Raw genomic sequence first — 25,193 nt, 5'->3', positions numbered from 1 at the left:
TCCCTTTAAAGGTGATTTAGCCGCGAAGAAGATCACACCCTGTCATCCTCGGTCAGTGCCTTCAAGCCGTCCGACTCGGCTGCTGGCTTGCCCAGTTGCGGCTCGCAACCGATAACATCGCCGGAAAAGCCGCCGTCCCCCGTTGCCAGCGCGGCATCATCCGCTACGAAGGTCATCCATGCCCGACAGCCAAACCTCTGCACCACGCGGCGGGGTCCGCCTTGCACGCGGAGCTTCGCCGTGGCTCCTCCCGACCGTCGCCACCGCGGCACTCAGCCTCGCCCGGGCCCGCAAGTCCGGACGCTGGGCCGCGGTGGCCGTGCCCACCACCGCGCTCGCGGCGGGCATGCTGTGGTTCTTCCGCGACCCCGAGCGCGAGATCACCCGCGGCCGGGTGATCTCACCCGCCGACGGAGTGGTGCAGAGCATCATGCCGTGGAAGGACGGGCGCACCCGCGTCGCGATCTTCATGAGCCCGCTGAACGTCCACGTCAACCGCGCGCCGCTGGCTGGCACGGTGACCTCTGTCGAGCACGTCCCCGGCGGGTTCGTTCCGGCGTTCAACAAGGAGAGCGAGAACAACGAGCGCGTTGTCTGGCACTTCGACACCGAGCTCGGGGACATCGAGATGGTGCAGATCGCCGGTGCGGTCGCCCGGCGCATCGTCCCGTACGTCCCGCAGGGTACGAAGGTGGAACAGGGCGAACGCATCGGCCTGATCCGCTTCGGCTCGCGGGTCGACATCTACCTTCCGGAAGGTGTCGATGTCGCGGTCGAGGTCGGCCAGGCCACCACCGCGGGGGTGACTCGAATTGACTGTGATTGATCCCGACACACAGGCCGGCTGGGTGCCGGAGGCGGAGTCCGAGGAGGACGCCGGCGAGGACATGCCGCTCTCTCTGCGGCTGTCGATAGCGGACACCCTCACGCTCGGCAACGCCACCTGCGGATTCATGGCGGTGTACTTCACCACCACCGGAATCCTCATTCCGCACCTCACGGGCAGCGACGAGAGCGGCATGGCGCGGCACTCCGCGGCCACCGCCGTCATCCTGATGCTCCTCGCGGCGGTCTTCGACCTCTTCGACGGGCTCGTGGCCCGCAAGCTGCGCTCCTCGCCGATGGGGGCCGAGCTGGACAACCTCTCGGACCTGATCAGCTTCGGGCTCGCCCCGGCGTACTTCGTCCTCGTGTACGGCATGGTCGCGGACGACGCGCACCAGCGGGTGTCTGCGCTGGCGGCGGTCGTGGTGCTGCTGGCGGTGGTGCTCAGACTCGCCAGGTTCTCCTGCGTGACCATGAAGGACGGCATGTTCCAGGGCATGCCGAGCCCCTTCGGAGCGCTCACGGTCGTCTCGATCGTGCTCCTGGAGCTGCCCTTCGTGCCGACGCTCCTCGCGATCGTCGGGGTGGCGTGGCTGATGGTCAGCCGGGTCGAGTACCCGAAGCCGCGGGGCATCCTCGCGGTGGCGATGCTCAGCTGGATCGTGGCCGCGATGGGCCTGCTCGCCGCCTGGGCGTTCGACGCCCCCGGTGGCCAGCTGCTCCTCCAGACCGGCTGCGCGCTCCAGGTGGTCCTGGGAGCGGTCATCCCGCTCTTCGCGACGGCCCGGCGGGTGAACACCTTCCGCGGCAACCGGCGCGAGGCGCGGGCGGCGCAGCTGCCGTAGCGCACACGAAGGAACGGAAGGGCCCGGGTGCTCCCCAGCACCCGGGCCCTTCCGCATGCGCGGGGGCGGGACCGACCGGTGCGACGTGCCGGATTCGTCTGCCTCCGCGGCGATTCGCCGGGACCGGCCGGGGGCGCGGGCACAGTATGTTGGGCCATGGGAACGGGGGGCTTCTTCCACGGCTGTCCGCGCCGGCTCGTCCTCGGGACGTGCCGGCGCCGTCGTGTGTCCTCCCGCCGGGACCGGCCCGTCCTCCCCGCAGGCACCTGACCGTCCGAAGCGATGGGCAGCCGGTCGAACGGCGGCGCCGACCGTGTGCGCCGCCCCCGGATCAGGCCATGACGATGAAGGATTCGGAACCCGATGACAGACAACGCCGAGATGATCGACTTCGTCCGGGCGCGGCTCGCCGAGGAAGAACGGATCGCGCAGGGGGCGGGCGGCGACAGCTGGCGTTGCCCGGCCGATGTGCCCGGCGAGGTGCACGACCGGTCCGGGGGCATCGCGTTCAGCGTGCGGAATCTCGGTTTCGACCAGCACATCGCCCTCCAGGACCCGGCGCGCACGCTGCGCCGCATCGAGACGAGCCGGGTACTCCTCAACGAGTACGCGGAGGTGGCCGACCTGGACACCGACCGCCCCGAGCACGATTTCCGGTCCGGCCGGGCGGTGGGGCTGGGGTTCGCCGTCCGCCAGCTGGCCGCGGAGCACGCCGGCCATCCCGAGTACCGGGCCAGGTGGCTCCCCCGGTTCATCCAGTAGCACCGGTCCCGGCCGGAGGGACGTCCCGGGCGGTGCCCGTTCCCGTACCGGCACCGGGGCGCCCGCCCGCTCCGTGCCCCTGCCACGGACCCTCCTGCGCGTGTTGGCGGGAGGTTAAGGTTTCAAAGGGGGGACGGATCGGACTGCCCGGGGATGCCATGCACCGACACCGCAGCGCACCGGACGACCCCGAGGACCTCCTGCTCACCCTCGGGAGTCTGGTGGACCGGGCCCTGGAGAACATCGAGCTCCACCGGGTCAGGGCGGAACTGGGCATGGCTCTGCAGCGGCACCTGCTCCCGTCCCGGCTGCCCGAGTTCCCGGGGCTGCGGATCGGCGTCCGTTACGCGCCCTCGCAGGACGGGCTGGCCATCGGCGGCGACTTCTACGACGCGTTCCCGATGCGGGACGGGACGACGGGGATCGTCATCGGCGACGTGCAGGGGCACGGGGTGGAGGCCGCCGCCTTCATGGGCGAGGCACGGGCCGGTCTCAGGGCGCTCGCCGGTATGACGACCGACCCGGGCGAGGTGCTGGCCCTCGCCAACGAACTGCTGATCTCGCTGGACTGCGAGCTGTTCACGACCTGCTGCCTGCTGCGCGTCGTCCCGGAGCGGGGTGAGTTCTTCGTGGCCAGGGCCGGGCACGTGCCGCTCGTGTGGGGCACCGACTCGGGCGACCGCGGTGTCTGCCTGGACACCGGCGGGATGCCGTTGGGGATACTGCGCGACCAGCCGTACCCGGTGACCCGTCGGGAGCTGGCGGGGCCCGGGTACCTGGTCCTGCTGACCGACGGGGTCGTGGAGGGGCCGTCCTGCCCGATCGACGAGGGGCTCGCCGCGGTGGCGGAGCTGGTCGGCGCCGCGGACGGGGCCGACCCCGACGAGCTGGCCGCACGGGTGATCCGGGTGGCGGATCTGACCGGTCACGAGGACGACGCCGCCGTGCTCGTCGTCCACCACGACGGCACGGCGGACACCGGCTGACGGAACGGGCGGGCGGGACGAATACGGCGGGCGCGGACGGCGGGACGCGGCGGGCGGACCGGGGTGTACTCCGGAGGCGCCCCTTCGTCCGTGGCATCGGCGGAACGTCGGCGTGCCCGGCCCTGCGGGATGTCCCGGTGTGGTGTCTGATGCTGCTGTGGTGGACAGAGCGCGGCTCCGGCGGCGGGCGGTCACGGTCCTGACGGTTCTGGGGGTGGCCGCCTGCTACTTCGCGACGGCCCGTCTGGGGCTGCTCCAGCAGCTGGTGCACGGCCAGGTCACCCCGCTGTGGCCGCCGACCGGGATCGCGATGGCGGCGCTGCTCGTGTTCGGCGTGCGGATCTGGCCAGGAATCGCGCTCGGGGCGCTCGTCGTCAACGGCACCATCGACCCCTCGCCGCTGTCGGTGCTGCTCATCACCGCCGGGAACACCCTCGCCCCGCTCTGCTCGCTCCTGCTGCTGACGCGCGTGGGCTTCCACAAGGACCTCGACCGGCTGCGGGACGCACTGGCGCTGGTCTTTCTCGGCGCCCTGGCCGGCACGCTGATCAGCGCGTCCGCGGGTTCCGCCGCCCTCGTCCTGTCGGGGGCGCTCCCGGCCGCCGAGTTCTGGCCGACCTGGCTGGTCTGGTGGACGGGTGACGCCATGGGCGTCATGGTCGTGACACCGTTCCTGCTGGCCGCCCGCAGGGCCCGGTGGCCGCGCGGCGTCGACCCGGCGCGGTGGATCGAGGCGGCCGTGCTGGTGGCCGCGACCCTGGCCGCCACGCTCCTGGCGACCGATACGGCCCCCTCGCTGCTGTTCCTCGTGTTCCCCTTCCTCATCTGGGCCGCCTTCCGCTTCGAGCGGGCCGGCGCCGCGTGCTGCGCGCTGGGCGTGTCCACGTTCGCGATCCTGGCCGCCGGACGGATGACCGGGCCCTTCGCCGATTACGGCCTGGCCGCCGACATGATCGTCCTCCAGGCGTTCAACGGGGTCATCGCGCTCACCGCGCTGCTGCTCGGCGCCGCCGTCACCGAACGCAACCGCACCCACCACGAGATCCGGCGGCTCTGCGCGCGGCTCTCCGAGAAGCTGGCCCGTCAGGACCAGTGAGTCACTCCATCGGTCGTGCGACGGGTGCGCGAACCGGTGAACCGGAGCAGGCTGATGGGCGACGGCACCGCGACGAGGGCAACCGGACGCCGATACCCGGGCGGCCGGGCGCCGTAAGAGGTGGAGCCATGCCCCATGTGTCTGCGAATGTCCATGTGTCCCGCCCCGCCGACGAGGTCTTCTCGTTCCTCCGGGATCCTCGGAATCTGGCCGAGTGGTCGTCGAGCATCGACCGGGTGATCGACGGGCCCATCGCCGCCGAACTCGGCGACGAGTACACCTGCAAGTTCCCGGGCAGACGGCGGGCGCACCGTCTCCGCTGCACCGCGAGCGCCCCCGTCGAGTACCTGGTCTTCCGGGGTGCGGGCATGTGGACCCCGCTGGGACGGCATTCCCCGGAGCTGGAGTTCCGGCTCAGTCCGAGCCGCCGGGGCACGACGGTCACCGTTTCGGTCCGGCCCCATCTGGACGGCGGCATGATCATTCTCGCGCCGTTCGTGACGATGGCCTGGCGCCGTGACCTGCCGTCGGAGCTCCAGTGCCTGGCCGACCTGCTGGCCGAGGGGAACGGATCCGGCCCGCGCCCCGACGAGGGCGTGGCCCCGGGCGTCCCCGGAGCGGAGGCCGACGGGGACGGCACCGGGGAGGCCGTCGGCGGAAGCGGCCTGGGAACCGCGCCGTCCGTCGGATGACGTGCGGGCGGCGTCCCGCGCCGGGGCGCGGGGCGGGCGGCCGGCGCGGATGCCGTCCCGCCCCTCCCGGACCGCCGTGAGCCGGGCGGCCCCGGCGGACCGGACCCGTCCGGCGGGGCGGTCACCGGGCCGTCCGGCCGGGGCCGGCTACCGGGGCCGGGTCAGGAAGTCGCGCGCGATCGCCTCGGCGGCGCGTTCCAGCAGGGGCCCCGCCTGGGCCATCGAGACCGCCGGATCCGGTTCCAGATCCGCCAGGGCGTACGCGCGGCCGATGCCCGCAGCGGTCAGGGCCTCCTGCGGCAGCGCCAGCCGACCGCAGACCGCGACGACCTCGACGCCCGCGGCCCGTGCCGCGGCGGCCACTCCCGCCGGCGCCTTGCCGTGGAGGGTCTGCTCGTCGAGCGACCCCTCCCCGGTGATCACCAGGTCGGCGCGGGCCAGCGCGGGGGCGAAGCCCAGGACGTCGAGCATGACCTCGATGCCGGGGCGGAACCGGGCGCCGAGGGCGACCAGCGCCCCGTAGCCGATGCCGCCCGCCGCCCCCGCTCCGGGCAGCCGCGCGTGGTCCGGGCCGAGGACGGACGCGTAGTGGGCGAGCGCGGCGTCGAGGACCGCGATGTCGTCCTCGGTCGCGCCCTTCTGCCTGCCGTAGACCTCGGGGGCGCCCTTCGGCCCCGTCAGCGGGTTGTCGACGTCGCTGGCGAGGATCAGGTCCACATCGGCCAGTCGTGGATCGAGTCCGGACAGGTCCGCCTCGGCCAGTGCGGCGAGGCCGCCGCCACCGGGGCCGACGGGCTTGCCGTCCGCGTCCAGGAAACGGGCACCGAGCGCGGCCAGCATGCCCGCGCCGCCGTCCGTGGTCGCACTGCCGCCGACCCCGAACACGATGGTCCGGGCCCCCGCGTCGAGCGCGGCGGCCAGCAGTTCGCCGGAACCGTACGTCGTGGCCGTGAGCGGGGCGAACACCCCGGCGGGCAGGTGCTGGAGCCCCGACGCCTCGGCCATCTCCACCACCGCCGTGGTGTCGCGCAGCGCGTACGCCGCGGTCACCGGGTCGCCGAGGGGGCCGGTCACCCGGGCCTCGCGGCGCTCGAATCCGGCGGCCACCGCCGCCGCCACCGTGCCGTCGCCGCCGTCGGCCACGGGCAGGGTCTCGACCCGTGCGCCGGGGGCGACCCGTCGCAGCCCGGCCGTCACCCGCTCCGCGACCTGCACGGCCGTGAGCGAGCCCTTGAACTTGTCCGCCGCGACGAGCACGCGTGCGGTCTCCATCACTGCTCCGTCCGCCACCTTGCATCCCTTGCTCTCGAACAGGCAGTCGCGCCGACCCGACCCTATCCGCAGCGGATACCCGCTGCCCAGGGCCACCGTCGCACCGGTCGGACGGCCTTCGCCGGGCCGCTCCGCGCGCGGCCCCCGCTACGCTGCCCGCGTGACCACCACCGACTACACCACCTACATCGCGGGCCTCCCCCGGGTACTGGCCGCCGCGGCCACGCTGTTCCGGGACGACCGGGGGCGCGTGCTGCTCGTCGAGCCGAACTACCGGGAGGGCTGGGCCCTGCCCGGCGGAACCATCGAGTCCGACGAGGGCGAGAGCCCGCGCCAGGCCGCACGGCGCGAGACGGCCGAGGAGATCGGACTCGACGTCGAGCCGGGGCGGCTGCTCGCCGTCGACTGGTCGCGCAGTCCGCAACGGCCGCCGATCGCCGCGTACCTGTACGACGGCGGAGTGCTCGGCGAGGCCGATCTGAAGGCGATCCGGCTGCAGGAGGAGGAGCTCCTGTCCTGGAAGCTGGTGGAGCGCGACGCACTGGACCGCCATCTCCTCGGCACTCTCGGGCCGCGCCTGCGGGCGGCTCTGGACGTCCTCGACTCCGGCGGCGGCACGGTGGAGCTGGTGGACGGCCGCCCGGTGACTGGCTGAGCCGCCCCGCCCCCTCTCCACCCCGTTCATCACGTATTCCCCCTGTGTCCCGTTGTCCTGACGGCCCATCACCGGTATTCCGGACGACGGCTGCCGGACGCGCGAGTTCAGATGCCATTCGTCCGCAGTCCACGCTCGACCGGCATCATCCGGACTCCACGGATGCGGAGGGATCATGCGTACGCACACAGGGCACCTCGGCGGACCACTGGCCGCGATCGTCGCGGCCGTGTTCGCCTGCACGGCAGTTGTCACCACGGCCTCGACGGCGCTCGCGGAGCCGGCGCCGTCCCCGGCCCGTCCCGCGCACGGCGGGCTGCCGTCGTCGGTCGACGGGGGCGCCTGGCGGTCCGGCCACGTCCAGGGCATGGCCGTCGACCGCCGCAAGGGCTTCATGTACTTCTCGATGACCAACCTGCTGGTGAAGACCGACCTCAGGGGCAACCCGGTCGGCTCGGTCACCGGTTTCACCGGCCACCTCGGCGATCTGGACTTCAACGAGCGGGACGGCCGGGTCTACGGCTCGCTGGAGTACAAGGAGGCGAAGTCCTTCTACATCGCGATCCTCGACGTCGACCGGATCACCCGGATGGACATGGACGCCCAGACCACGGGGGTCGTCTCGACCGTCTACCTCGAGGAGGTGGTGAAGGACTTCACCGCCGACATGAACGGCGACGGCGTCTTCGACGGCGACACCGGCAGGACGCCCGACCACCGCTACGGCTGCAGCGGCATCGACGGCGTCGCGTTCGGCCCGGCCTTCGGCGACCGGCGCGGCAAGCACGCCCGGAAGAAGCTGACGGTCGCCTACGGCGTGTACGCCAACGCCGACCGCACGGACAACGACCACCAGGTCCTGCTCCAGTACGACGTCACCCGGTGGAAGAAGTACGAGCGCCCGCTGACCGAGTCGGCCCCGCACACCAGCGGCCCCGCCCGGGTCGACGGCAAGTTCTTCGCGTACACCGGGAACACCACGTACGGCGTGCAGAACCTGGAGTACGACGGGCACAGCGGCAACTGGCTGATGGCCGCCTACAAGGGCACCAAGCCGGGCTTCCCCAACTACTCGGTCTTCGCGCTGGACGGGGCGCGAAAGCCGGTGCGCGGTCCGATCCGCGGCCAGCAGGACCCGGAGCGCGGCCTGCTGCTCCCGCTGCTGCGGGAGGGCGCGCACGACGCGTCGAGCGGCACGTACGGGTGGCCGGCGCCGGGACAGTACGGGCAGTACGGGCTGGTCTCGCTCGACGACGGGCGGTTCTACGTGGCGCGCAGCGGCACGCTCCAGGACGGCGGGGTCACCAAGCAGACCGCCCGCGCCGAGCTGAACGTCTGGACGGGGCTGACCCCGTCGCCGTTCGGTCCCGTGCCCCCCACGGCCTGACCGCGGCGCCGGACCGCCGCCCGCACCGCCCGGCACCGGGCGAAATCGTCTCGCGGGCGGCGCCCGGTGCTGCGTACGCTCGGGGCCATGACTCTCGTCGCGATCCTCAGCGGCGCCGGTGTCTCCACCGACTCCGGCATTCCCGACTACCGCGGCCCCAACGGCCTCTGGCGCAAGGATCCGGAGGCCGAGAAGCTCGTCACGTACGACTTCTACATGGCCGACCCGGACATCCGCCGCCGCTCCTGGCAGATGCGCCGCGACAGTGCGGCCCGGAACGCCGAGCCGAACGCGGCCCACCGCGCGGTGGCGGAGCTGGAGCGTTCCGGCACACCGGTGCGGGTGATCACGCAGAACGTGGACGGTCTGCACCAGCTCGCCGGGCTCCCCGCCCGTAAGGTCCTGGAGCTGCACGGGACCGCGCGCGAGGTGGTCTGCACCCGCTGCCACGCCCGCTCCTCCATGGCCGACGCGCTGGCCCGGGTCGAGGCGGGCGATCCCGATCCGTCGTGCGAGGTCTGCGGCGGCATCCTGAAGTCGGCGACGGTGATGTTCGGCGAGCGGCTCGATCCGATGGTGCTGGGGCAGGCCATGGCGATCGCCAAGGGGTGCGAGGTGTTCGTCGCGGTCGGCACGACGCTCCAGGTGCAGCCCGCCGCGTCGCTGGCCGGGATCGCGGTGGACCACGGCGCCCGGCTGATCGTGGTGAACGCGGAGCCGACGCCGTACGACGAACTGGCCGAGGAGACCGTGCGCGAGCCCATCGGCACGGCGCTGCCCGCGCTGCTGAGGCGGCTGGCGGCGGAGGCCGGGACGGCTCCCGGCACGGACTCCGGTACGGCTCAGGGCAGTTGAGGCGGGGAGCCGTCAGTCCTCCAGTTCCCGTCGCACACGGCGCGAGGGGCGGAACACGTACAGGTCGAGGATCGCGGGCGGGTCCGCCAGCCCCGGTCCGCCCGCCCCGACCCAGGCGGCTATGTCCGTCACGGCGTCCGGGTCGTTGACGAGCCCGAGCCAGACCGGCCGGCCGCCCGCCCTGCGGCCCTCAGCCGACGGCTGCACGACGATCACGTTGGCCTGCTCGCAGGCGTCGAGGCAGTCCACCGCGCGCACCGTGGCGGAATCGCCGAGCGAGCTCCGCAGCCCGGCGAGCTGACCGGCGTGGTCCACGTCCGGGATCTTCGGCGTCCCGCAGCAGCAGCCGCGGCAGACGCTGACGGTGGGCCGGGGCGTTCCCCCGGTGGGTGCGGTCCTGCGTGTGCGGCTCATGCGGGGGCGCTTCCGGTACCGGCTCGGATGATCACCACGGGACTGTACCGGCCCCGTTGCCGGGTCGAACATCCGCGCTGCCCCGTGGACGGGTGGGGTAGAGTTGATGGCTGCGAAGGGGAGTAGCCCCGCAAACCGGTCGTCGACACACTGGAGCCCTCGGGTTCCCGGTGGCCGGGCCCGTCGATCATGACGGGCGGGCGAGACCTTCGGTCAGGTATGACACGCCCGCGCCCGTGGGCGCTGACGTCATGCCGGGCCGAGTGGTCCTCCGAGAGCCGTTCCGGCGCTTCGCGAAGGCCCGGGGCCCGGCTCTCACAGAAAGCCACCCGGAATGCACCTCGACCCCCTGGCGATCCTCACCGCCTTCGGGCTGATCTTCCTCGCGGAACTCCCCGACAAGACGATGTTCGCGTCGCTTGCCATGGGCACCCGCATGCGGCCGCTGTACGTCTGGTTCGGCACCTCGTCCGCGTTCATCGTGCACGTCGCCATCGCGGTGGGAGCGGGCAGTCTGATCGGGCTGCTGCCCGACTGGATCGTGAAGCTGGTGTCGGCCTCCCTCTTCGCCTTCGGCGCGTTCATGCTGCTGCGCTCCGGTGGCGACGATGACGACGACGAGGCCGGCAGCAAGACGGTGACCGGTTTCTGGCCGGTCTGGTCGACCGCGTTCATGGCCGTCTTCATCAGCGAGTGGGGCGACCTCACCCAGATCACCACGGCTAACCTGGCCGCGAGCAACGGCACCTGGTCCACGGCGATCGGGTCGGCGGCGGCCCTGATGTCCGTCTCGGCGCTGGCGCTGCTGGCGGGGCAGTTCATCGCGAAGCGGGTGCCGCTCAAGACGGTCCAGCGGATCGGCGGGCTCTGCATGCTGGGGCTGGCGATCTGGACCCTGGTGGAGATCTTCACCGGCTGACCCCGGCCGACCGGCCGGGGCACTTCCCGGTTGCCCGGAGGGCGGTCCCGGACGTTCCCGTCCGGGACCGCCCTCGTGCTTCTCCGCACGGGGCGGTGTCAGAAGAGCGCCGGGGTGTCGTCCTGCGCACCGCTCTCGAAGGCCAGCAGCCGCTGCTTGCGGTCGAGCCCGCCGCCGTAGCCGGTGAGCCCGCCCGAGGCGCCGATGACGCGGTGGCAGGGGACGATGATGCCCACCGGGTTCTTGCCGTTGGCGAGCCCCACCGCACGCGAGGCGCCCGGTTTGCCGAGGATCTCGGCCAGTTCGCCGTACGAGCGGGTCTCGCCGTACGGAATGTGCTGGAGCTGCTCCCAGACGCTGCGCTGGAACGGGGTGCCGTCCAGGTGCAGCGGCAGGTCGAACTCGTGCAGTTCACCGGCGAAGTAGGCGTCGAGCTGGCGGACGGTCTCCGCGAAGGGCCGCGGGTCCGGCTCCCCGAAGGTCTCCTCGGGCGGGCGGTGGCGCTGCTCGGTCATGTAGAGGCCGCAGAGGACCCCGTCGGTGGCGACGAGGGTCAGCGGGCCGTACGGGCTGTCGACGACCGTGTGCCGCCGGGGCGCCGCGCTCGTGGGTTTCGTGGTCATGACTGGACTTCCCGGCTTTCTCGGGTGGGCAGGTGGTTGATGGGGTGGTCGTCCACGGTCCACAGGTACTGGACCGCGTACGCCCGCCAGGGCCGCCAGGCCGCCGTGCGGGCGGTGAGTGCCGCGGGGGTGGACGGGAGGCCGAGCTTCCCGGCCGCGCGCCGGATGCCGAGGTCGGTGGGGAGGAAGGCGTCGGGGTCGCCGAGCGCCCGCATCGCGATCACCTCCACGGTCCAGGGTCCGAAGCCGGGCAGGGCGGCCAGCTCGGCCCGGGCCCGTTCCCAGTCGGTGCCGGTGCCGAGGCGGAGCGATCCGTCGGCCAGCGCCCCGACGAGCGTGGTGAGGGTGGTGCGGCGGCTGCGCGGCAGGGCGAGCCGTTCGGGGTCGAGTCCGGCGAGCGCCCCGGGGGTCGGGAAGAGGTGGGTGAGGCCGCCCTCCGGGTCGTCGACGGGGGTGCCGTGCGCGGTGACCAGACGGGCCGCGTGGGTGCGGGCGGCGGCGGTCGAGACCTGCTGGCCGAGCACCGCCCGGACGGCGAACTCCGCCTCGTCGACGGTGCGCGGGACCCGCCGGCCGGGGGCCTCGTCGACCAGGGGCGCGAGCAGCGGATCGGCGCGCAGCTGTTCGTCGACGGCCGCCGGGTCGGCGTCCAGGTCGAGCAGCCAGCGGCAGCGGCTGATCGCGAGCGTGAGGTCCCGCGGATCGGTGAGGGAGAGGCGGCAGGCGATGTGGCCGGGCTGCGGGGAGAGGGCGACGGTGCCGTGTCCGTACCGCAGGGTGAGCGTGCGGCGGTAGGCGCCGTCCCGCCACTCCTCGACGCCGGGGACCGCGGTCGCGGCGAGGTGGCCGAAGAGGTTGCTGGGGTTGAGCGGGGCCCGGTACGGCAGCCGCAGCGCTATCGTGCCCGGGGTGGCGGGAGGGTTCGCGGAGCGGGCGGCGCGGCTGCGCAGTTCGCCCGGGGCGAGCGCGAAGACCTCGCGGACGGTCTCGTTGAAGGTGCGGATCGAGGAGAACCCGGCGGCGAACGCGACTTCGGCCATGGGCAGCGCGGTCGTCTCGATGAGGAGCCTCGCGGTCTGGGCGCGCTGGGCGCGGGCCAGGGCGAGCGGGCCGGCGCCGAGTTCGGCGAGCAGTTGGCGTTCGATCTGCCGGGCGGAGTAGCCGAGCCGGGCCGCGAGCCCGGGGACGCCCTCGCGGTCGACGACGCCGTCCCGGATGAGGCGCATCGCGCGGGCCACGGAGTCGGCCCGGGCGTTCCATTCCGGGGAGCCGGGGCTGGTGTCGGGCCGGCACCGCTTGCAGGCCCGGAACCCGGCCTGCTGGCAGGCGGCGGCGCTGGGGTAGAAGGTCATGTTCTCGACCTTGGGCGGCACGACGGGGCAGCTGGGGCGGCAGTAGATCCGGGTGGTCAGGACCGCCGTGAAGAACCAGCCGTCGAAGCGGGCGTCCTTGGACCGGACGGCCCGTACGCAGCGCTCGGTGTCGGTGTACATGCCTCAAGCATCCGGTACGGGCCCCTGGAGGGCTGGCGGAATTCCGACATCGACGCGGCACTGCCAGGACCCTTCGGATTCGCTTCCCCGCCCGTCGGCGGCGTTTCGCCGTTCCGCCCGGCAAAACGGTGGATGGCGGGACTCCGGTCGGCCATGCTCCCGGGATGGAGCGAATCGTCGATCTCGATCGGGCCGCCGCCGTGCTCGCCGACCGGGCAGCGCCCTGGCGCGACCGCGGAGTGGTGTTCGCCCCGGTGACGTGGCGGGACGCGGAGGCGTCCTGGCCCCAGCCGCTGGAAACCGACCGGGCGCGGGTGGGCGACCCCGACTCGCTGGGAGTCGCCGCCCGCGGTCCGGACGACACCGAGCTGTCCGTGGTGCTGTTCCGGGGCGGCTGGGCCGATGTCGACCTCTTCGCCTCCCCCGACGGCTTCGAGCCGCTCCCGGCCTCGGACATCGTCTCCGCCGAGGACTTCGGGGACCGGCTCGCGCAGTGGCTGCGGCGCGCCTTCGGCCCGCCCCGCGGCGAGTCCCCGCAGGCGCGGTCGCGCACACTCGACGAGGTGCAGGGGGAATGGCCGGAAGCGGGTGGGGAACGGTGAGCGGTCCGTTCGCCCCGGCCCCGTGGCCGGGGCCGGATGACCGCCCCCCCCTGGAACCCGGCCGACTCCGTGAACTCATCGGGACACTCTGCGACTTCGCCGAATCCACCCGGGCCGACGGCGGACGGGTCCTGTCGGAGGACGGGCAGCCGCTGGTGGGCGTGCGCCTGCTGAAGGGGCGCCATCCGCGGCCCGGCGCCCGGTACGGGATCATGGCGGCCGGCTCCACGGGGCGGACCGTCGTCCTCGTGCGCGAGTGGCGGCGCACCGGCGCGATCGCCGTGGAGCAGCTGTCGGACCGCCCGGCCCCGGAACCGTCTTCAGGAGGCCCGGAGCCGCCGCCAGACCGCCTTCGCCGCGTGGTGACCGGACATCCCGTGCACGCCGGGGCCGGGCGGGGTGGCCGAGGAGCACAGGAACACCGCCGGGTGCGCCGTCGCGTACGGGACGCGGGCGAGCTTGGGGCGGAGCACCGTCTGCAGCCCGGCGAACGCACCGCACGCGATGTCGCCGTCGACGTAGTTGGCGTTGCGCGCGGCGAGTTGCGGCGGCCCGGCGACCGCGCGGGCGAGCACCAGGTCGCGGAAGCCGGGGGCGAAGCGTTCCAGCTGGCGTTCGATGACGTCGGTGGCGTCGCCCTCCCAGCCCGCCGGGACGTGCCCGTACGCCCAGAAGACGTGCCGGCCCTCGGGGGCGCGGGACGGGTCGACCAGGCTGGGCTGCGCGGTGATCAGGAACGGCACGCTCGGGTCGTGCCCCTTCACCGCGGCCGTCAGCGCGGAGTCGATCTCGCCCGCGGTGGGGCCGATGTGGACCGTTCCGGCGCGCCGGGCCTCCTCCGCGGTCCAGGGGACGGGACCCGACAGGGCGTAGTCGATCTTGAAGCAGGAGGCGCCGTACCGGTAGCCGCGGTAGGCCCGGCCGAGCCCCGCGATGCGGGCGACGGCGGTCGGCGAGGTGTCGAAGACGTAGGCGCGGGCGGGCGGGAGCTCGTCGAGCCGCTTGACCTCCGTACCGGTGTGGATCGCGCCGCCCTGTTCGCGCAGGTACGAGGCGAGGGCGTCGGAGATGGACTGCGACCCGCCGCGCGGCACGGGCCAGCCCTTCTCGTGCGCCGCCAGCGCGAAGAGCAGGGCGATCCCGCCGGTGGCCAGGCCGCTGGTGGGGGCTATGGCGTGGGCGGCCAGCCCGGCGAACAGTCCGCGCGCCTTCTCCCCGCGGAAGCGGCGGGAGATCAGCGAGGCGGGCTGGAGCGCGTCGAGCCCGAACCGCACCCAGCGGTACGGGTCGCGGGGCAGCCCGTCCCACGGGGTGCGCAGGAAGTCCTCGGCGAGGGTGTCCCAGTGGCCGAGGTACGGGGCGACGAGCCTGCGGTACGCGCCCGCGTCCCGCGCGCCCAGCGACATGGCGCTCTCCCCCACCGAGCCGGTGAGCACGGCGGCCGTGCCGTCCGGGAACGGGTGGGCGAGCGCCAGCTCGGGCTGGATCCACTCCAGGCCGTGCCGGGCGAGCGGCATCGCGTCGAACGCGGGCGAGCCGATGCCCAGCGGGTGGACGGCGGAACAGGGGTCGTGGCGGAAGCCGGGGAGGGTCAGCTCCTCGGTGCGGGCGCCGCCCCCGACGGTCCCTTCCGCTTCGAAGACCTCCACGGCGAAGCCGCGGCGGGCCAGTTCGACCGCGGCGGTCAGTCCGTTGGGGCCCGCCCCCACGACGACTGCATCGAGCATCGACGGCACCTTCGGACTCCTTCGTCAGCCGACGGCCAGGACACCCAGGATATTCCGAGGCGCCGGCGACCCGGCCGGGGGTAGGGTCACGCGCGATGAACCAACCGAACTCCCCCGCCGCGCCCGTGCCCGCCCACATCCTCGACATGGCCTCCCGCCTGGTCGGCCTGCCCGGAATCCGGGCCGTCGCCCTGGGCGGCAGCCGGGCTCGCGGCACCCATCGCCCGGACTCCGACTGGGATCTGGGCCTGTACTACCGCGGCACGCCCGACGTGGCCGCGCTGACCGCGCTGGCGGCCGAGGCGCAGGGCGCCCCGGCCGAGGTCGCCGGTCCCGGCGGCTGGGGCCCCTGGGTCGACGGCGGGACGTGGCTGCGGGTGGACGGCGTCGCGGTGGACTGGATCCTGCGCGACCTGGACCGGGTGGAGGCGGTCTGGGAGGGCTGCCGCGAGGGCCGCTTCGAAGTGGGCGTGCAGCCGGGGCATCCGTTGGGCTTCTGGTCCCCCGCGTACCCCGGCGAGGTCGCGATGGGCCGTGTACTGGCCGACCCACGGGGCGAGTTGACGGATCTTCAGGAACGCACGAGGCACTATCCGGAGCCGCTGCGCACCGCGCTCGTCGAAGCCGCGTGGGAGGCGGACTTCTCGGTGGCGGCGGCCCGCAAGTCGGCGCCCGCCGGCGACACGCTCCATGTCGCCCTGTGCCTGTCGCGGGCGTTCGGCGTCCTGGCCCAGTCCCTGCACGCCCACCATCGTGTCTGGTGCCTCAACGAGAAGGGCGCCACGGCCGCCGCGGCGGCGCTGCCGGACACTCCGGCGGGCTACGCCGACCGGGTCGACGCGGTGTTGCGGGGGCTGGACGGGGCGGCGGTCGAGCGGGCGGCGGAGCTGGTGCGCGAGGTGCGGTCGGCGATCGCGCCGGGCGCCTGAAATCCCGGGACCCGCCGTACGCCCCGGGACGGTACGGCGGCGGCTCCCGGAGCAGTACGGCGACGGCGGCCGGACGGGAGCGGCCGGTCAGGCTCCGGTGCGCAGCGCCTCGAGGACGCGGGCGGCGGTCGCCCCGTCGCGTGCCGCGGTGAACGGCAGGTCGTTGCCGCCCGCGATGCGGAACGGTGCGCCGGAGAGGGTGGCCTGGGCGCCGCCCGCCTCGGTGACCAGCAGCAGGCCCGCCGCGTGGTCCCAGGCGTACTCCCAGTTGAAGGCGACGGCGTCCTTGACCCCGCGGGCGATGTCGAGGTATTCGAGCCCCGCCGAGCCGCAGGGGCGGGCGTCGATGCCCTCGGTGCGCAGGCCGAGCAGGGCGCGCTTCTGGGCGTCGGTGGTGTAGTCGGGGTGCGACATCGCCACGCGCAGGACGGCACCGGGGGCGGGCGCCCCCGACCGTATCGGCCTGCCGTTGAGCGTGGCACCGCGGCCGCGGACCGCGATCGCCATCTCGTCCAGGGCCGGTGCGTACGTCCACGAGGCGAGGAGCTCGCCGCGGTGGGCGAGGGCCACCAGGGTGCAGAAGCCCTGCTCGCCCCGGACGAACTGACGGGTGCCGTCGACCGGGTCGACGATCCACACCGGGGCGTCGCCGCCCAGGGCGTCGTACACCCCGGGGTCGGCGTGCACCGCCTCCTCGCCGACGACGACGGAGCCGGGCAGGAGCTCGGTGAGGGCGGCGGTGAGGTGTTCCTCGGCGAGGCGGTCGGCGACGGTGACGAGGTCGTGCGGGCCGTTCTTCTCGACGATCTCGTGCGCGGACAGCTGCCGGTGGCGGGGCATGATCTCGGCAGCGGCGGCGGCGCGCACCGCCGCCTCGACCTCGGTCAGGTGTCCGGCGTCCCCGGCGGTCTGGGCGAGAAAGTCATCGATCATGCCCCCAGCCAATCATGTCCCTCCCCGGCGCCGACGACCCGGTGGTGACGGGGACGTGAACGGGGACGTGCCCGGTCGGCGTCAGTACCAGTCGTCGTGTCCCGGCGGGTCGCAGAGTTCGAAGACCACCTCTCCCGTGTCCGGGCCCTCGACGACGGCCGGGCGCACCCGGGCGCCGACCGCCACCCGGTCCGGCGCGGCGCCCACGACCCGGCAGCGGAACACGAAGCCTTCGGGGAACCGGACGAGGGACTCGTTGCGGGCCGCCTCCGTGTAGCGGTGCACCACGCCCGACCGCACCACGACGCCGGGACCGGCGCTGTGTTCGGACTCCAGGTCGCTGGACGCGCACACCGGGCACAGCAGCCTCCGGAAGGAGGCCGTGCCGCACCAGCGGCATCGGTGGTAGGTCAGGCCGGCTTCCTCATGCACCGTCCGCGCGGTGCCACTTGACGACTGGGACACGTTCGACCCCCTGCGCTCGGCTCGGAGCGCGCCGCGTCTGCGCGTCGGCACGCGTCCGCACCATAGGGCACTGAGTGTCGAAACGTAAAGACACTCAGTGCCAGATCATGCCGTTCCGGGGCGTCCGCCCTGCCCGAGGGCCGATTCGACCTGCTGGACGACGCGCCACATCGGGGCGCCCTTCGCCGCGACCATCACCACCACGTCGCCGTCGGCCGAGGGCGGCGCCGCGCTTTCGTCCGTCCCGCTCCCCCACATCCGGCGCACCAGCCCGAGCGCGTGGTCGACGGCGGCCTCCGCGTCGCCCTCACCGCCCGAACGCAGCCAGCTCCGCAGCCCGTTGTTGTGCGCGGCGACCACGGACGCGGCGATCACCTCGGCCCGCAGCGCGCCGTCGGCCGAGTCGCCGTACCGCCCGCGGAGGTAGCCGGCCAGTGTCTGTTCGTACCGGCGCACCACGGACAGTTCGTAGGTGCGCAGTCCGGGCACCTCCCGGGTGAGCCGGTAGCGCTGGACGGAGAACTCGGGGTTGGCGGAGTACATGCGCAGCACCAGCCGGGCCGCGTCGCTCACCGCGTCGACCGGCTCGGCGTCACCGGCCTCCGCGAGGAAGGCGGTCATGTCGGCGAGGCACCGCTCGTGGTCCGGGAAGACCGCGTCCTCCTTGGAGGGGAAGTACCGGAAGAACGACCGGCGCCCGACCCCGGCCCGCGCCACGATGTCGTCCACCGTCGTCCGCTCGAAGCCCCGCTCCAGGAAGAGCTGGAAGGCCGCCTCGGCGAGCACCTCCCGCATGGGGGCCTTCTTCGCCGGTCTGCGTGCGTCAGTCATGCCGGGAACGTAGCACCGAAAAGAGCTTTCTGGCACCGGGTTCCTTTACAGGGGGTACTGAGTGCCATAATGTCGTTTCTACGAACCACACCCAGGTAGGAGAGCCGGCGTGAGCTTGAGGATCGTTGTCTGTGTGAAGTACGTGCCCGATGCCACGGGTGAGCGGCGTTTTGCCGATGATCTGACGGTGGACCGTGAGGATGTGGACGGTCTGTTGTCGGAGCTCGACGAGTACGCGGTGGAGCAGGCGTTGCAGATCGCGGACGGGGTGGATGACGCGGAGGTCACCGTGGTGACGGTGGGTCCGGAGGATGCGCGGGACGCGTTGCGCAAGGCGTTGTCGATGGGTGCGGACAGGGCGGTGCATGTCGAGGACGACGATCTGCACGGTACGACCTCGCGGGAACATCGCCCCGGAAGACGTAGTCGCCGTTCTCCATCTTCGGGTCGGCGACCTCCACGAAGGGCTTCGCCTCCAGGTCCGACCACTTCAGCGGCTTCGTCGGGTCGTAGGAGTCCTTCGTGATGTACAGCGCGAAGGAACCCTTGTGCGGGGCGGTTCCCTTGTAGTGGAAGGTGTGGCCGCCCGCGGACATCTTCGTCGACGGCCAGTCCGCCCGGGGCAGATCCAGGCCCCGGTACTTCTCGTTGGCCGCGCTGCACAGCTTGCCGTCCGGAATGATCTGCTTCGACCTACCGGCCGCATTGGCTATGTTGACCGCGTTCCAGTCGTAGAAGGCCTGCTTCCCGCTCGCCGCGACAGCCGCCTTGCACGCCGCCGACTGCGGCGACTCCACGCCCTCCGCGTAACAGGCGGAGACCCGGCTCACCGGATCCGTCATCGACCCGTGCGCCGCCGCGGGAACACTCAGCGAAACGGTCAGGAACATTGCTGCGGAACCGGCTCCGGCGCATGCTGCGGCCTTGCGGTAAAAGGTCATGGGACGAACTCCTCAACCCTGCGGTGGTGTTTGGGAACGGGGGTACCGGGCGGTCTCCCGGTACGGAGTCCTGCGGTCCGGCGATCAGCAACCTAACCCTCGAAACCTGGTCGTCCGACGGGCAAAAGCCGTATCGGGCAATTCTTATGGATGCCTTAAGGCATTCCTCAGACTGCTATTACTTCCCCCGCTCCCCGCCGCACGAGGGCCCGGGGCAAGGGTGTTCTCCCGCGACCGGGACGCGACGCCCGGCCCCTCCGGGGCGGGGGTTCGGACTAAATCGTGCGGCGATGATGTTGTTCCTGGTCGGTACCGATTTGCGAAGATGTGGGTCGGACGGAACGGGAGGCATGGCTGTGCACGGTGAGTACAAGGTCCCCGGCGGCAAGCTCGTCGTGGTGGATCTGGATGTCGAGGGCGGGGCGCTGCGCAACGTGCGGGTGGCCGGGGACTTCTTCCTGGAACCGGACGAGGCGATCCTCGCGATCGACGCGGCGCTGGAGGGCGCACCGGCCAACACCGACACCGCGGGCCTCGCCGCCCGTATCGACGCGGCGCTCCCCGCCTCGACCGTGATGCTCGGCCTCACCTCCGAGGGTGTCGCCGTCGCCGTGCGCCGGGCCCTCGCGCACGCCACCGAGTGGAGCGACTACGACTGGCAGCTCATCCACGAGGCCCCGCAGTCCCCCGCGCTCCATATGGCGCTCGACGAGGTCATCACCGCCGAGGTCGCCGCGGGCCGCCGCCCGCCCACGCTCCGGGTCTGGGAGTGGGCCTCCCCCGCCGTGATCATCGGCAGCTTCCAGTCCCTGCGCAACGAGGTGGACCCGCAGGGCGCCGAGCGCCACGGCGTCACGGTCGTGCGCCGGGTGTCCGGCGGCGGGGCCATGTTCGTGGAACCCGGCAACACCATCACGTACTCGCTCTCCGTCCCGGAGGCCCTGGTCTCCGGGCTCTCGTTCGCCGACAGCTACGCCTACCTCGACGACTGGGTGCTCGGCGCCCTGGCCGACATGGGCATCAGGGCCTGGTACCAGCCGCTCAACGACATCGCCACGGAGGCCGGGAAGATCGCGGGCGCGGCGCAGAAGCGGGTGGTCGGCGGGGAGGGCGCCGTGCTGCACCACGTGACCATGTCGTACGACATCGACGCCGACAAGATGCTCGAAGTCCTGCGCATCGGCAAGGAGAAGCTGTCCGACAAGGGCACCGCGAGCGCGAAGAAGCGGGTGGATCCGCTGCGCCGTCAGACGGGGCTGGCGCGCGAGGCCGTCATCGAGCGGATGATCGACTCCTTCCGCACCCGGCACGGCCTCACGCGGGGCAAGGTGACGGACGAGGAGATGGCGCGGGCCGAGGAGCTCGTACGGACGAAGTTCGGCACCGAGGAGTGGACCGCCCGGGTGCCGTGACGGGACGGAGCGGGACGGGCCCGGAGCGGACCGCCGGTCCGGGGCCGTTCGCCGCGTGACGGGCCCGTTCGCCATGCGACGGGGCCGTTCGCCGCGTAGCGAGGCCGTTCGCCATGTGACGGGGCCGTTCGCCGCGTGACGGGGCCGGGGCCGCCGGTGGTCCGGAGGTCTCAGCCCTCCGGTCGGCCCGGGGGGAACTCCCGCTCTTCCGCGGGGAGTTCCCCCTCATCGGCGCCCGGTTCGCCCTCGTCGGAACGGAGCTCCGGTCCGGCGGGCGGGATCTCCTGCTCGGTCCAGATGATCTTGCCCTCGGGCGTGTAACGGGTGCCCCAGCGGTGGGTGAGCTGGGCGACGAGGAAAAGACCGCGGCCGCCCTCGTCCGTGGTCCGGGCGTGCCTGAGGCGGGGCGAGGTGCTGCTGGTGTCGGAGACCTCGCAGATCAGGACGGACTGGCGCAGCAGCCGGAGCCGGATGGGGCCGGTGGCGTAGCGCACCGCGTTGGTGACGAGCTCGCTGACGATCAGCTCGGTCGTCATCTGGAGCTCCTCCAGGCCCCAGGTGCTCAGCAGGCGGGCGGTCCGGGCCCGGACACCGGCGACGGCGGCCGGGTCGGAGGGCACCTCCCAGGAGGCGACGTGGTCGGCGCCCAGCTCGTGCGTACGGGCGAGCAGCAGGGCGACGTCGTCGGGCTGGGGCACGGGGACCAGCTGTTCCACGACCGTCGCGCACAGCGCGTCGAGGGACAGTCCGCGCTGGGCCAGGGCCCCGCCGAGGCGGGACATGCCGAGGTCGGCGTCCTGGTCCCGGCCCTCGATGAGCCCGTCGGTGTAGAGGCCGATCAGGCTCCCCTCGGGCAGTTCGACCTCCGCCGTCTCGAAGGGCATCCCGCCCAGGCCCAGCGGGGGCCCGGCGGGCAGTTCGAGGAAGGAGACGCGTCCGTCCGGGGAGACGACGACGGGTGGCGGGTGGCCGGCGCGCGCCATGGTGCAGAGCTGGGTGACCGGGTCGTAGACGGCGTACAGGCAGGTCGCGCCGAGCACCGGGGTGCCGCGCGTCCCGTTCTCGGGTTCCTCCTCGCTGAGGCGGAGCACGAGGTCGTCGAGGTGGGCCAGCAGTTCGTCGGGGGGCAGGTCCATGTCGGCGAGGGTGTGCACCGCGGTGCGGAGCCGGCCCATGGTCGCGGCCGCGGCGATGCCGTGTCCGACGACGTCGCCGACGACCAGGGCGACCCGGGCGCCGGACAGCGGGATGACGTCGAACCAGTCCCCCCCGACGCCGTCCTTGGCGTCCGCCGGGAGGTAGGACGAGGCCACGTCCAGCGCCATGCCGCCGGGCAGGGTGTGCGGGAGCAGGCTGCGCTGGAGGGTCAGTGCCGCGGCGTGCTCACGGGTGTAGCGGCGGGCGTTGTCCACGCACACCGCGGCCCGCGCCACCATCTCGCGGGCCGGGAGCACGTCGTCCGGTTCGAAGGGGGCGAGATTCACCGACCGTACGAAGGTGACCAGACCGAGCACCGTGTCCCGGGCCCGCATCGGTACGCAGATGAGGGAGTGGAGCCCGAACTCCCGGATGCTCGCCGCCCTGGCGGGCTGTTCCGCCGTCCACGCGTGGCTGTCCGGGTCGAGGACCGGGACGAGGACGGGCTCGCCGTCGATGAGGAACCGGATGTCGTGGGGCGGGGGCATGAAGTCGACCCGGTCCCCGATCCGGCCCACCGCCTCCGGGCAGCCCTCGCGTACCGAACTCATCCCGGCCCGGCGCATCTTCGGCCGGAGCGAGGGGTCGACGGCGCGGGAACGGGCGAGGTCCGCGCGGGACAGTCCCGGGCCCAGCGGCCACGGGGCGGGTTCCTCGGGGCTGGTGACCGGTTCCAGCAGGTCGACGATGACGAAGTCGGCGAAGCGCGACACCGCGAAGTCGGCCAGCTCCTGGGCCGTGCGCATCACGTCCAGGGTGGAGCCGATCGCGGCTCCGGCGTCGTTGACCAGGGCCAGGCGCTGCTGGGCGTTCCACCGGTCGGTGACGTCCAGGACCATGTAGCACATCCCGGTGGCGTTGCCGTCGCCGTCGGTCAGCGGGAAGAACGACGTGGAGTAGGCGCGCTTGCGGTGCGGAGCGGCCCAGCTCCAGCCCAGGTACTCGTAGTCGATGACGGGAACCCCGGTGTCCAGCACACCGCGCATCAGCGTCTCGATGGCGTCGGCCTCCAGTCCCGACGGCACCTCGCTCAGCCGGCGGCCCAGGCGTTGTTCGCGCGGGACGCCGCCGAAGCGTTCCAGGGTGTCGTTCATCCAGAGGTAGCGCAGGCTCGGGCTCAGCACGGCCATGCCGATCGGGGAGCTGGTCAGGAAGGCGTCCAGCACGGACTGGCCGACCGTCCACTCCGGGCGCCGTTCGCGTCCCGAGACCAGGAAGCACTCCCGCCCGTCCAGGTGGAAGGAGGCCGAGACCCGCAGGTCCAGCTCGATCCGGCGGCCGTCGCTGCGCCGCACCTCGGCGACGCCGCTCCATCCCACGCCGGCCCGGCACCGTTCGGCGATGCCCGCCACCCGGACCGGGTCCTCGGGCATGGCGAGCAGGAAGCCGGCGGACCGCCCGACCACGTCCCCGGCGCGGTAGCCCAGCAGCTCCTGCGCGCTGTGCGTCCAGCCGACGACCGTGCCGGTTCCGGCGACCACCGCGGTCGCGTCGTTCGCCGCGTCATGGGTGTGCCGGGGGGCGCTGGGCGGCACCGGTTCGGGGCAGGGCTCCGGCTGCGGACCTGCGCACGCCATACGGTTCACCACCCATCCACTCCACATCCATGGTCCCGGTTTTCCCGCTCCGGTGCGAGCGACCGCGACCGGGCGGCCGCTCCGGCCGGACCCGCGCGGGCGAGGGCGCGGCCGGGGCGGCGGGTGGGCACACGGGGAGCGCGGTGGTCAGCGGGCCCCGGGGGCGGCCGCGGCGACGGGCGGCCGGAGCTCGTACCACCGCCGGTCCGCCTCCAGCTGCGCGGCGAGGGAGATCAGCCGTTCCTCGCTGCGGGACGGGCCGAGCAGCTGGGCGCCGACCGGCAGTCCGGCGCCGGTGAAGCCCGCCGGTACGTTGATGCCGGGCCAGCCCAGTACGTTCCAGGGCCAGGCGTACGGGCACGCCTCGGTCATCGCCAGGTCGGTGCGCCAGGCGCTGAGCCCGTCGAACCGGCCGATCGGGGGCGGCGGCAGCGCGGTCGTCGGGGTGAGCAGCACGTCGTAGCCGGTGCCTGTGCGGGAGGTGTGGAAGAACGCGCCGATCCGGTGGTGCTGGCGCACTTCGCGCTCCCTGGCCGCCCGTACCACCCGGCCGCCGAGCCGGGTGCCGGTGCGCAGCGCGCTGCGGGTGCGCGGGTCGAGGAGTGCGGGGTCGGGGTGGCGGGCGGCGAGTTCGGCGATCCCGGCGGTGGCCCGGGGGACGAAGCCGAGGCCGATCAGTCCGTAGCGGGGCCTGGCCTCCTCGACGTCGTGACCGAGCCGGGCGAGGGTTTCGGCCAGTGCGGTGACGGCACGGCGCACGTCGGGGTGCGGTTCGGAGCCGGTGAAGGTGAACGGGGGACGCCAGGCGATCGCCACGCGCAGTCTGCCGGGGTCGCGGCGGGCGGCGGCCGAGGCGTCGACGGGCGGCGGGCGGTGCGGGTCGGCGGGGTGGGTCCCGGCGACCGCGTCGAGCAGCAGCGCGGCGTCGGCGACGGTCCTGGCGAGCGGTCCGTTGACGGTCAGGCCCTGGAAGTCGCGGTGCGGGTGGCCGGAGATCCGGCCGCGCTGGGGCTTGATGCCGACGAGGTGGGTCCAGGCCGCCGGGATGCGGACGGAGCCGGCGCCGTCCGAGCCGAGCGCGGCGGGCACGAGACCGGCCGCGACGGCCGCCGCCGAGCCGCCGGAGGAGCCTCCGGGGGTGTGGCCGGTGTGCCACGGGTTGCGGGTGGCGCCGAACGCGCGCCCCTCGGTGAACGGCCACTGGCCGAGTTCGCAGGAGTTGGTCTTCCCGACGATCACGGCTCCGGCGGCGCGCAGTCTGCGTACCGCCTCGCTGTCGGCGGCGGCGACGGGCAGGTCGCCGTCGCAGCCGAAGTGGGTCGGCATTCCGGCGACGTCGGTGTCGTCCTTGACCGCGACCGGTACGCCGAGCAGGGGCAGCCGCTCCCCCGCCGCGAGTCGGCGGTCGGCCTCGGCGGCCTCGACGAGCGCGGCATCGGCGCGCAGGTGCCGGAAGGCGTTGAGGACGGGTTGGCTCGCCTCGATGCGGCGCAGCGCGGCGGACACCTGCTCGGTCGAGGTGGTGGTGCCCTCGGCCAGCTCCCGTGCGCTGTCGGCCAGTCCGGCCGGACCGGCCGGTCCGGTGGTTTCCACGGCTTCCGTTGAGGACATGGGCTGACCGCCTTCCTCGTATCGGCAGAGGCGCGCGACGCGTCTGTGGTCCCGCTGTGGGCCCGACCGAACTTACCGGAGGGTAACGAGAAGTGAGCGGTCCGCTCAACCGTTCGGTGGAAAGTGGCCGGTCGGCACGCCGGC

Annotated in this window: 24 protein-coding genes and 2 pseudogenes; 14 read left to right on the top strand and 12 right to left on the bottom strand. The window is 73.3% G+C overall.

Annotation, left to right across the window (positions count from 1 at the left end):
* Window positions 1–32: 32 nt before the first annotated feature.
* On the bottom strand, window positions 33–176 hold the full coding sequence (locus EAO76_RS44965; protein WP_187438893.1) for a hypothetical protein: 144 nt from the start codon (window positions 174–176) through the stop codon (window positions 33–35).
* A gap of 2 nt (window positions 177–178) precedes the next feature.
* Between EAO76_RS44965 and EAO76_RS35820 the strand changes: the two genes are divergently transcribed.
* The 6 genes from EAO76_RS35820 to EAO76_RS35795 all read left to right on the top strand — a co-directional run bounded on the left by EAO76_RS35820 (window position 179) and on the right by EAO76_RS35795 (window position 5,206).
* Window positions 179–826 carry a phosphatidylserine decarboxylase gene (locus EAO76_RS35820; protein WP_148840238.1) on the top strand — a complete coding sequence of 216 codons (648 nt, stop codon included), beginning with the start codon at window positions 179–181 and terminating at the stop codon, window positions 824–826.
* On the top strand, window positions 813–1,670 hold the full coding sequence (gene pssA, locus EAO76_RS35815; protein WP_262375968.1) for a CDP-diacylglycerol--serine O-phosphatidyltransferase: 858 nt from the start codon (window positions 813–815) through the stop codon (window positions 1,668–1,670). The genes EAO76_RS35820 and pssA overlap by 14 nt, the downstream gene beginning before the upstream one ends.
* Window positions 1,671–2,033: 363 nt before the next feature.
* Entirely contained in the window at window positions 2,034–2,432 is a 399-nt protein-coding gene (locus tag EAO76_RS35810; protein WP_148840237.1) for a DUF6221 family protein, read from the top strand.
* A 158-nt stretch (window positions 2,433–2,590) separates the two neighbouring features.
* Complete coding sequence (locus EAO76_RS35805; protein WP_148840236.1) at window positions 2,591–3,418, top strand: PP2C family protein-serine/threonine phosphatase; 828 nt, start codon at window positions 2,591–2,593, stop codon at window positions 3,416–3,418.
* 157 nt (window positions 3,419–3,575) lie between these two features.
* A complete protein-coding gene (locus EAO76_RS35800; protein WP_187438892.1) occupies window positions 3,576–4,514 on the top strand; it encodes an MASE1 domain-containing protein in 939 nt (312 codons plus the stop codon).
* Window positions 4,515–4,642: 128 nt separating this feature from the next.
* The gene (locus EAO76_RS35795) at window positions 4,643–5,206 is read left to right on the top strand and encodes an SRPBCC family protein (protein ID WP_148840234.1); all 564 of its coding nucleotides are present in this window, start codon (window positions 4,643–4,645) and stop codon (window positions 5,204–5,206) included.
* A 147-nt stretch (window positions 5,207–5,353) separates the two neighbouring features.
* Here the strand turns inward: EAO76_RS35795 and EAO76_RS35790 are convergent, their stop codons facing one another.
* Window positions 5,354–6,478, bottom strand: coding sequence for a glycerate kinase (locus EAO76_RS35790; protein ID WP_148840233.1), 1,125 nt, complete (start codon window positions 6,476–6,478; stop codon window positions 5,354–5,356).
* A 160-nt stretch (window positions 6,479–6,638) separates the two neighbouring features.
* Between EAO76_RS35790 and EAO76_RS35785 the strand changes: the two genes are divergently transcribed.
* The 3 genes from EAO76_RS35785 to EAO76_RS35775 all read left to right on the top strand — a co-directional run bounded on the left by EAO76_RS35785 (window position 6,639) and on the right by EAO76_RS35775 (window position 9,375).
* Window positions 6,639–7,133, top strand: a complete 495-nt coding sequence (locus tag EAO76_RS35785; protein ID WP_148840232.1) for an NUDIX hydrolase — start codon at window positions 6,639–6,641, stop codon at window positions 7,131–7,133.
* A gap of 175 nt (window positions 7,134–7,308) precedes the next feature.
* Window positions 7,309–8,520, top strand: coding sequence for a hypothetical protein (locus EAO76_RS35780; RefSeq protein ID WP_262375967.1), 1,212 nt, complete (start codon window positions 7,309–7,311; stop codon window positions 8,518–8,520).
* 87 nt (window positions 8,521–8,607) lie between these two features.
* Window positions 8,608–9,375: a Sir2 family NAD-dependent protein deacetylase gene (locus EAO76_RS35775; protein WP_148840231.1), complete on the top strand. Its 768-nt coding sequence runs from the start codon at window positions 8,608–8,610 to the stop codon at window positions 9,373–9,375.
* Between the two features lie 12 nt (window positions 9,376–9,387).
* Here EAO76_RS35775 and EAO76_RS35770 read toward each other — a convergent pair whose 3' ends face one another.
* Complete coding sequence (locus EAO76_RS35770) at window positions 9,388–9,789, bottom strand: (2Fe-2S) ferredoxin domain-containing protein (RefSeq protein WP_148840230.1); 402 nt, start codon at window positions 9,787–9,789, stop codon at window positions 9,388–9,390.
* Between the two features lie 334 nt (window positions 9,790–10,123).
* On the opposite strand from EAO76_RS35770, the gene EAO76_RS35765 reads away from it, so the two are divergent.
* Window positions 10,124–10,708, top strand: a complete 585-nt coding sequence (locus tag EAO76_RS35765) for a TMEM165/GDT1 family protein (RefSeq protein WP_148840229.1) — start codon at window positions 10,124–10,126, stop codon at window positions 10,706–10,708.
* A 98-nt stretch (window positions 10,709–10,806) separates the two neighbouring features.
* Here EAO76_RS35765 and EAO76_RS35760 read toward each other — a convergent pair whose 3' ends face one another.
* Window positions 10,807–11,331 (bottom strand): methylated-DNA--[protein]-cysteine S-methyltransferase, encoded by a 525-nt coding sequence (locus EAO76_RS35760; RefSeq protein ID WP_148840228.1) that lies wholly within the window; start codon window positions 11,329–11,331, stop codon window positions 10,807–10,809.
* On the bottom strand, window positions 11,328–12,824 hold the full coding sequence (locus EAO76_RS35755; RefSeq protein ID WP_148840227.1) for an AlkA N-terminal domain-containing protein: 1,497 nt from the start codon (window positions 12,822–12,824) through the stop codon (window positions 11,328–11,330). The genes EAO76_RS35760 and EAO76_RS35755 overlap by 4 nt, the downstream gene beginning before the upstream one ends.
* Before the next feature lie 164 nt (window positions 12,825–12,988).
* On the opposite strand from EAO76_RS35755, the gene EAO76_RS35750 reads away from it, so the two are divergent.
* Window positions 12,989–13,426 (top strand): hypothetical protein, encoded by a 438-nt coding sequence (locus EAO76_RS35750; RefSeq protein WP_187438891.1) that lies wholly within the window; start codon window positions 12,989–12,991, stop codon window positions 13,424–13,426.
* A gap of 320 nt (window positions 13,427–13,746) precedes the next feature.
* On the opposite strand, the gene EAO76_RS35745 is transcribed toward EAO76_RS35750, so the two are convergent.
* Entirely contained in the window at window positions 13,747–15,162 is a 1,416-nt protein-coding gene (locus tag EAO76_RS35745) for an NAD(P)/FAD-dependent oxidoreductase (protein WP_148840226.1), read from the bottom strand.
* 137 nt (window positions 15,163–15,299) lie between these two features.
* Here EAO76_RS35745 and EAO76_RS35740 point away from each other — a divergent pair, with 137 nt between their 5' ends.
* Complete coding sequence (locus EAO76_RS35740; RefSeq protein WP_187438921.1) at window positions 15,300–16,082, top strand: DUF4037 domain-containing protein; 783 nt, start codon at window positions 15,300–15,302, stop codon at window positions 16,080–16,082.
* Between the two features lie 87 nt (window positions 16,083–16,169).
* Here the strand turns inward: EAO76_RS35740 and EAO76_RS35735 are convergent, their stop codons facing one another.
* The 3 genes from EAO76_RS35735 to EAO76_RS35725 form a co-directional block, all read right to left on the bottom strand.
* Window positions 16,170–17,015, bottom strand: coding sequence for an inositol monophosphatase family protein (locus EAO76_RS35735; RefSeq protein ID WP_148840224.1), 846 nt, complete (start codon window positions 17,013–17,015; stop codon window positions 16,170–16,172).
* An 81-nt stretch (window positions 17,016–17,096) separates the two neighbouring features.
* Window positions 17,097–17,447, bottom strand: coding sequence for a zinc ribbon domain-containing protein (locus EAO76_RS35730; RefSeq protein WP_262375966.1), 351 nt, complete (start codon window positions 17,445–17,447; stop codon window positions 17,097–17,099).
* Window positions 17,448–17,585: 138 nt separating this feature from the next.
* Complete coding sequence (locus EAO76_RS35725) at window positions 17,586–18,275, bottom strand: TetR family transcriptional regulator (RefSeq protein WP_148840501.1); 690 nt, start codon at window positions 18,273–18,275, stop codon at window positions 17,586–17,588.
* Between the two features lie 145 nt (window positions 18,276–18,420).
* On the opposite strand from EAO76_RS35725, the pseudogene EAO76_RS35720 reads away from it, so the two are divergent.
* A pseudogene (locus EAO76_RS35720) lies at window positions 18,421–18,705 on the top strand (electron transfer flavoprotein subunit beta/FixA family protein); the annotation flags it as partial.
* Here EAO76_RS35720 and EAO76_RS35715 read toward each other — a convergent pair.
* Window positions 18,698–19,252: pseudogene (locus tag EAO76_RS35715) on the bottom strand (lytic polysaccharide monooxygenase); the annotation flags it as partial. The pseudogenes EAO76_RS35720 and EAO76_RS35715 overlap by 8 nt on opposite strands.
* Before the next feature lie 356 nt (window positions 19,253–19,608).
* Between EAO76_RS35715 and EAO76_RS35710 the strand changes: the two are divergent.
* The gene (locus tag EAO76_RS35710) at window positions 19,609–20,664 is read left to right on the top strand and encodes a biotin/lipoate A/B protein ligase family protein (RefSeq protein WP_148840500.1); all 1,056 of its coding nucleotides are present in this window, start codon (window positions 19,609–19,611) and stop codon (window positions 20,662–20,664) included.
* A 170-nt stretch (window positions 20,665–20,834) separates the two neighbouring features.
* Here EAO76_RS35710 and EAO76_RS35705 read toward each other — a convergent pair whose 3' ends face one another.
* Window positions 20,835–23,438 (bottom strand): SpoIIE family protein phosphatase, encoded by a 2,604-nt coding sequence (locus EAO76_RS35705; protein WP_148840221.1) that lies wholly within the window; start codon window positions 23,436–23,438, stop codon window positions 20,835–20,837.
* 147 nt (window positions 23,439–23,585) lie between these two features.
* Entirely contained in the window at window positions 23,586–25,049 is a 1,464-nt protein-coding gene (locus EAO76_RS35700; RefSeq protein ID WP_148840220.1) for an amidase, read from the bottom strand.
* Between the last annotated feature and the right edge of the window lie 144 nt (window positions 25,050–25,193).

The organism is Streptomyces sp. sk2.1, assembly GCF_008120935.1.
Classification (GTDB): domain Bacteria; phylum Actinomycetota; class Actinomycetes; order Streptomycetales; family Streptomycetaceae; genus Streptomyces.
The sequence above is the reverse complement of the archived record's forward strand: the minus strand, read 5'-3'. Positions and strand labels throughout refer to the sequence as shown.

What these genes read in the sequence shown, in the direction of transcription:
- EAO76_RS35775 (WP_148840231.1), top strand. Translation starts at nt 8,608, where the DNA reads ATGACTCTCGTCGCGATCCTCAGCGGCGCCGGTGTCTCCACCGACTCC.
- EAO76_RS35810 (WP_148840237.1), top strand. Translation starts at nt 2,034, where the DNA reads ATGACAGACAACGCCGAGATGATCGACTTCGTCCGGGCGCGGCTCGCC.
- EAO76_RS35735 (WP_148840224.1), bottom strand. Translation starts at nt 17,015, where the DNA reads ATGATCGATGACTTTCTCGCCCAGACCGCCGGGGACGCCGGACACCTG.
- EAO76_RS44965 (WP_187438893.1), bottom strand. Translation starts at nt 176, where the DNA reads ATGACCTTCGTAGCGGATGATGCCGCGCTGGCAACGGGGGACGGCGGC.
- EAO76_RS35700 (WP_148840220.1), bottom strand. Translation starts at nt 25,049, where the DNA reads ATGTCCTCAACGGAAGCCGTGGAAACCACCGGACCGGCCGGTCCGGCC.
- EAO76_RS35805 (WP_148840236.1), top strand. Translation starts at nt 2,591, where the DNA reads ATGCACCGACACCGCAGCGCACCGGACGACCCCGAGGACCTCCTGCTC.
- EAO76_RS35765 (WP_148840229.1), top strand. Translation starts at nt 10,124, where the DNA reads ATGCACCTCGACCCCCTGGCGATCCTCACCGCCTTCGGGCTGATCTTC.
- EAO76_RS35760 (WP_148840228.1), bottom strand. Translation starts at nt 11,331, where the DNA reads ATGACCACGAAACCCACGAGCGCGGCGCCCCGGCGGCACACGGTCGTC.
- EAO76_RS35795 (WP_148840234.1), top strand. Translation starts at nt 4,643, where the DNA reads ATGCCCCATGTGTCTGCGAATGTCCATGTGTCCCGCCCCGCCGACGAG.
- EAO76_RS35755 (WP_148840227.1), bottom strand. Translation starts at nt 12,824, where the DNA reads ATGTACACCGACACCGAGCGCTGCGTACGGGCCGTCCGGTCCAAGGAC.
- EAO76_RS35725 (WP_148840501.1), bottom strand. Translation starts at nt 18,275, where the DNA reads ATGCGGGAGGTGCTCGCCGAGGCGGCCTTCCAGCTCTTCCTGGAGCGG.
- EAO76_RS35820 (WP_148840238.1), top strand. Translation starts at nt 179, where the DNA reads ATGCCCGACAGCCAAACCTCTGCACCACGCGGCGGGGTCCGCCTTGCA.
- EAO76_RS35780 (WP_262375967.1), top strand. Translation starts at nt 7,309, where the DNA reads ATGCGTACGCACACAGGGCACCTCGGCGGACCACTGGCCGCGATCGTC.
- EAO76_RS35705 (WP_148840221.1), bottom strand. Translation starts at nt 23,438, where the DNA reads ATGGCGTGCGCAGGTCCGCAGCCGGAGCCCTGCCCCGAACCGGTGCCG.
- EAO76_RS35790 (WP_148840233.1), bottom strand. Translation starts at nt 6,478, where the DNA reads ATGGAGACCGCACGCGTGCTCGTCGCGGCGGACAAGTTCAAGGGCTCG.
- EAO76_RS35750 (WP_187438891.1), top strand. Translation starts at nt 12,989, where the DNA reads ATGGAGCGAATCGTCGATCTCGATCGGGCCGCCGCCGTGCTCGCCGAC.
- EAO76_RS35770 (WP_148840230.1), bottom strand. Translation starts at nt 9,789, where the DNA reads ATGAGCCGCACACGCAGGACCGCACCCACCGGGGGAACGCCCCGGCCC.
- EAO76_RS35740 (WP_187438921.1), top strand. Translation starts at nt 15,300, where the DNA reads ATGGCCTCCCGCCTGGTCGGCCTGCCCGGAATCCGGGCCGTCGCCCTG.